Raw genomic sequence first — 5,513 nt, 5'->3', positions numbered from 1 at the left:
CTCCAGCAGTTCATGGCCGAAATTCCATGGCGTCTGGAATTCCGACCACGGCTTGTTGGCCTTCTCGTAGGTGCCCATCAGCATGCCGCCGCGCTCCTGGCGCAGATACAATTCGCCGTCGAAATCGACCGCATGGATGATCTCGGTGCCGGTCTCCTGGTTCCAGGCGGCGACCTCCGGCATGTCCTCGGTGATCAGGTACATGTGCTCCATCGCCAACACCGGCAGTTCAAGCCCGACCATGCGGCCGACCTCGCGCGCCCACAGGCCGCCGGCATTGACGACATGCTCGGCCACCACCTCGCCCTTGTTGGTGATCACGCGCCACAGCCCGTCGGGACGGCGCACGATGTCCTCGACCTTGGTGAAACGCTCGACGTCGGCGCCTAGTTTCCGCGCCGCCTTGGCATAGGCGTGCGTTACGCCGGACGGATCGAGATGGCCGTCCTCCTTGTTACGCACCGCGCCGACGAATTGCTTTGGATCGAGCAGCGGCATCAGTTCGGCCGCCTCGTTGGGCGAGATCACCTCGAGGTCGATGCCGAGATAGCGCCCCTTGGCGACGACGCCGCGCAGCCAGTCGAGACGCGCCTCGGTCGCCGCCAGCAGCACGCCGCCGGTGAGGTGCACGCCGGTCGCCTGGCCGGACAGTTCCTCGATCTCCTTGTAGAGCGAAATCGTGTATTTCTGCAGCTTGGCGACGTTGGGATCGCCATTGATCGTGTGCATGCCGCCGGCCGCATGCCAGGTCGAGCCCGAGGTCAGCTCGTCGCGCTCCAAAAGCACGATGTCGGTCCAGCCGTGCCGCGCCAGATGGAAGAGCACCGAGCATCCGACGACACCGCCGCCAATGACCACGACCTTTGCATGCGATTTCATGGGTTTTTCTCTGATATCAATACGTTGGAGAGACAAGGTGAATCGGAAGGGCAACGCCAAGCACCCCCCTCTGGCCTGCCGGCCATCTCCCCTCAAGGGGGAGATCAGCAGTTCGAACTCCGTCATCCCCTGCGACGCCGAAAATTTGCGAAAGCCGAGATGAGATCCAATCTCCCCCCTTGAGGGGGAGATGCCCGGCAGGGCAGAGGGGGGTGCCTCGCACCGACGCCAAGGAACTCACGGCTCGCCCTGCCCGATCGCTTCCTTGCGCCTGGCGACATAGGCTTCGAGCGCCTCGCGCACCGCAGGATCCATCTCTGGCTGGACATATTCCTCCAGCGCCTTCTTCCACAGCCGCGTCGCGCGCGCCGTGGCGTCGAGGCCGCCGGCCTCCTGCCAGGCCTCGTAATTCTGCCAGTTGGAGAGCATCGGCTGGTAGAAGGCGGTGGCGTAGCGTTCCAGTGTGTGCGACTCGCCGAAGAAATGGCCGCCGGTCGGCACCGCGCCCAGCGCCTCGACCGCGAGTTCCCCCTCGTCGACCACGATCGGCCGCAGGAACTCCATCATGTGCTGGATCATCTCGACGTCGATGATGAATTTCTCGAACGACGCCGTCAGCCCGCCCTCCTGCCAGCCGGCAGCGTGGTAGACGAGGTTGCCGTGGCCGAGCACCGCGCCCCACAGCGCCATCAGCGTCTCATAGGCGCCTTGCGCGTCGGCCGCATTGGAGGCCGAACCGGGCGTCGTGCGGTAAGGCAAATCATAGCGCCTTGCCAGTTGTCCGGACGCGATGTTGGCCTTGGTGTTTTCTGGCGTGCCGAAAGCCGGCGCGCCCGACTTCATGTCGACATTGGAGGTGAAGGCGCCGTACATGACCGGCGCGCCGGGCCGAACGAGCTGCGTCAACACGACGCCGAACAGCGCCTCGGCGTTCTGCTGCGCCAGCGCTCCGGCCAGCGTCACCGGGCTCATCGCCCCCATCAGCGTAAAAGGCGTCACCGCTACCGACTGGCCGAACTCGGCCATGGTCATCAGGCCTTCGGCCATCATCTCGTCGAAGCGACGCGGCGAGTTGACCGAGATGATGGTGGCGATGCCGGGATCGTTGCGCAGCTGGTCAAGCGTCAGCCCGCGCGCGATCGCCATCATCTCGATGCCGTCGAGCGCCCTGCCCCGGCCGATCGCCGAGACATGGAAACTTTTGTCGGTCAGCGTCAGATTGGCGAAGTAAGTGTCGAGATGGCGCGAATTGGCCGGCAGTTCGATCGGCGCGCAGACCTGGTTGCCGAGCATGTGGACGCAGTTGAAATGCTGTGCCAGCCGCACGAGGTCCTGATAGTCGCGCAAATTGCCGGCGCGGCGGCCACGCTCCATGTCGTGCACGTTGGGCGGCCCGGCGACCAGGGTGAAATTGATCGTGTTGCCGCCGAGATGGATGGCGTGCGCCGGATTGCGCGGCGTGAGCAGGTAGGCGGGACGCGTCGTCTTCAGCGCCTCGGCGACCATGCCGCGATCGATGCGGACGTTCATCGACGCATGATCGACCGCAGCACCCGCCTTTTCGAACAGCGTCAGCGCCCGCGGGCTCATCACCTCGATGCCGAAATTTTCCAGGATATGCATCGAGGCTTCATGGATCGCCTCGATCTGGTCGGCCGAGAGCAGCGCCATCGGCGGATAGGGATTGGTCACCCGTCTTGTCGGCAATTGCGGGATCGCGGACGGCCCCCGGTTGCTGGTTCGCTCAGTGCCGCGCTTGCGTCTTGGTTCGGTCATGCCGCGCATCAAAGCGCCGGCACGAAAGCGCGGCTGTCAGAAATCCGCCATTTGCGGGCGCGATTTTAGCCAAGGCGGCATTTCTGGCATTCCATTGCGAAAAAAGCGACATAGAGAGTCGAAATCATAACACCTGGCAAGCCGGCGACGGCCGGTCGTCACCCGTTAAGAAACGCCGCAAGAATCCCTTTATGTTTTCGGCCTATTCGTCTGCCGATGCGTAGGTCGAGTTCTAGTAAAATTGTAGCTGTCACTGTGCTGCTGGCGTTGGCGCTTTCGGCCTGCGCGACGCCGCCGAGCCATATCAACGATGTCTGCGCCGTCTTCGACCAGAATGACGGCTGGTTCGACAATTGGCAGGCGGCGGCCGAGCGCGCCGAGCAGAAATATGGCGTGCCCGTGCCCGTGCTGATGGCGACGGTGCGCAAGGAATCCGGCTTCAAGAGCAACGCCAGGCCGCCGCGCACCAAGCTGCTCGGCTTCATTCCCTGGAAGCACGTGTCCAGCGCCACCGGGTACTCGCAGGCGCTCGACGGCACCTGGTCGCAATACCAGAGCGAGACCGGCAATTGGGCGGCACGCCGGACGCGCTTTGCCGATGCCGTCGACTTCGTCGGCTGGTACCATTCCAAGACCGCCGACACGCTCAGCGTCCCCCGCAACGACACCTACAATCTTTATCTGGCCTACTATCTCGGCTGGACGGCTTATGGCCGCGGCAGCCGCGGCGACGCCGGCGTGCAAAGCTACGCGCGGGCCACCGAGAAGATGGCCCGGGACTACGCCGCGCAGCTGCGCCAATGCGGCAGCTGATAGCGGCGCTGAACTAGCTTCAGCGACGCTCTCCTAATTCGGGCTCGGCTTCTTGCCGCTCGGGCGCTTCGGGGGGGAACCGGCAAAGCCCGGACCGGTGCCATGCGGCGCGTCTTCCGGCACGCCCTCATGCGCCGCATGCTCCTTGTCGAACTTGATCACCTGATCCATCTTCGCCAGCACGTCGTCGGCAAGCCAGCACAGGCTCATATGGCCGTCGCCGAGATTCTTCACCGGCGGCACCTTGGTCTCGCACAGATTGTCCGGCACCAGCTTCTTGTAGCCGCAGCGCGTCTGGAACGGACAGCCGGTCGGCGGGTTCATCGCCGACGGGATGTCGCCCTCAAGCACGATGTGCTTTTTGACCACGCTGGTGTCGGCGATCGGGATCGCCGACAGCAGCGCCTCCGTATAGGGGTGGTAGGGCGGCGAGAATATCTGGTCGGTCGTGCCCTGTTCGACGATGTAGCCGAGATACATGACGACGACGCGGTCGGCGATGTAGCGCACCACCGACAAGTCGTGGCTGATGAACAGCATCGTCGTCTTGTTCTTGCGCTGGATGTCCATCAGCAGTTCGGTCACCGCCGCCTGCACCGAGACGTCAAGCGCCGAAACCGGCTCGTCGGCCACCACCACCCTGGCATCGCCGGCAAAGGCGCGTGCCACGCCGATGCGCTGCTTCTGGCCGCCGGAGAGCTGGCGCGGCTTGCGCGTCTCGAAGGCCCGCGGCAGCTTCACCAGGTCGAGCAGCTCCAGCATCCGCTTGCGCCGCTCGGCGACCGTCTTGCCGACATTGAATTTTTCCAGCGTGCGGATGATCTGCGAGCCGACCGAGTGGCTGGGGTTCAGCGTGTCGAACGGGTTCTGGAACACCATCTGGATCGACGACACGGTCTCGACGCTCCGATTCTCGATGCCAGTCGACTGGATCTCCTTGTTGCCGAGCGTCACGCTGCCGGAACTCGCCGTCTCCAGCCCGAGCAGCACCTTGGCCAGTGTCGACTTTCCGCAGCCGGACTCGCCGACGATGGCAACGGTCTCGGATTCGCGCGCTTCGAAGGAGATCGTCTCATTGGCCTTGACGACGCGGCCCTCGCTGGAGCCGAACACTTCGCTGCCGCCGACCTTGTAGTATTTCTTGAGGTCCTGAATCTTGAGCACCGGCGCGCCGGGCTCGACCTTTTCGTTGACCTTCTTGGCGCCGGGCGGCAACGCCTCCCAGTCGATCTCGTTGAAGCGCACGCAACGCGAGAAATGGCCCTCATGGCCCTCGACCGCGATCATCGGGATTTCGGCGGCATTGCAGACGCCCTCGACGAAATGATGGCAGCGCGGGCCGAAGTTGCAGCCCTTCGGCCGCTCGTGCGGCAGCGGCAACTGGCCGGGGATCGAGATCAGCGGCCGCGAATTCTTGTCGGCGCCGGGCAGCGGGATCGAGCGGAAAAGTCCCTGCGTGTAGGGGTGGCGCATCCGGTCGAACACGTCCTTGATCTTGCCGGTCTCGACCGCCTCGCCGGAATACATCACCGTGATCTTGTCGCAGGTTTCCAGGATGAGGCCCAGATTGTGCGACACGAAGATCATCGAGGTGCCGAACTTCTCGCCGAGCCCCTTGACGAGGTCAACGATGCCGGCCTCCACCGTCACGTCGAGCGCCGTGGTCGGCTCGTCGAGCAGGAGCAGGGCTGGTTTCGACAACAGCGCCATGGCGATGACGATGCGCTGCTGTTGGCCGCCAGAAAGCTGGTGCGGATAAGAGCGCATCATGCGCTCGGGATCGGGCAGCTTCACCGCGCGCACCATTTCCAGCGCCCGTTTGTAAGCCTCGTCCTTCGACACCTTGTCGTGGATCAGCGGCACTTCCATCAGCTGCTGGCCGACCTTCATCGCCGGGTTCAGGCTCGCCATCGGCTCCTGGTAGATCATGGCGATCTTGTTGCCGCGGATGGCGCGCAGCTCCTCGTCGGACATCTCACCCATGTCCTTGCCCTGGAACTTGATCTTGCCGCCGACGATCTTTCCGATGTTGGAGAGGTCGCGCA

Annotated in this window: 4 protein-coding genes; 1 reads left to right on the top strand and 3 read right to left on the bottom strand. The window is 64.0% G+C overall.

The genetic code is table 11. The annotated features are described in order from the left end of the window. Positions 1 to 879 (bottom strand): FAD-binding oxidoreductase (locus tag EN781_RS24330; protein WP_145965602.1); only part of this gene is annotated, 879 nt, incomplete at its 3' end. 237 nt (positions 880 to 1,116) lie between these two features. Next, positions 1,117 to 2,655 (bottom strand): trimethylamine methyltransferase family protein, encoded by a 1,539-nt coding sequence (locus EN781_RS24325; protein WP_145965601.1) that lies wholly within the window; start codon positions 2,653 to 2,655, stop codon positions 1,117 to 1,119. A 216-nt stretch (positions 2,656 to 2,871) separates the two neighbouring features. On the opposite strand from EN781_RS24325, the gene EN781_RS24320 reads away from it, so the two are divergent. Further along, positions 2,872 to 3,468, top strand: coding sequence for a hypothetical protein (locus tag EN781_RS24320; protein WP_127400396.1), 597 nt, complete (start codon positions 2,872 to 2,874; stop codon positions 3,466 to 3,468). A 33-nt stretch (positions 3,469 to 3,501) separates the two neighbouring features. Here the strand turns inward: EN781_RS24320 and EN781_RS24315 are convergent. Beyond that, positions 3,502 to 5,513: ABC transporter ATP-binding protein (locus EN781_RS24315; protein ID WP_145965600.1), on the bottom strand; the 2,012-nt coding region annotated here is incomplete at its 5' end.

The sequence above is a fragment of the Mesorhizobium sp. M4A.F.Ca.ET.090.04.2.1 genome (genome assembly GCF_003999085.1).
GTDB lineage: Bacteria > Pseudomonadota > Alphaproteobacteria > Rhizobiales > Rhizobiaceae > Mesorhizobium.
The sequence above is the reverse complement of the archived record's forward strand: the minus strand, read 5'-3'. Positions and strand labels throughout refer to the sequence as shown.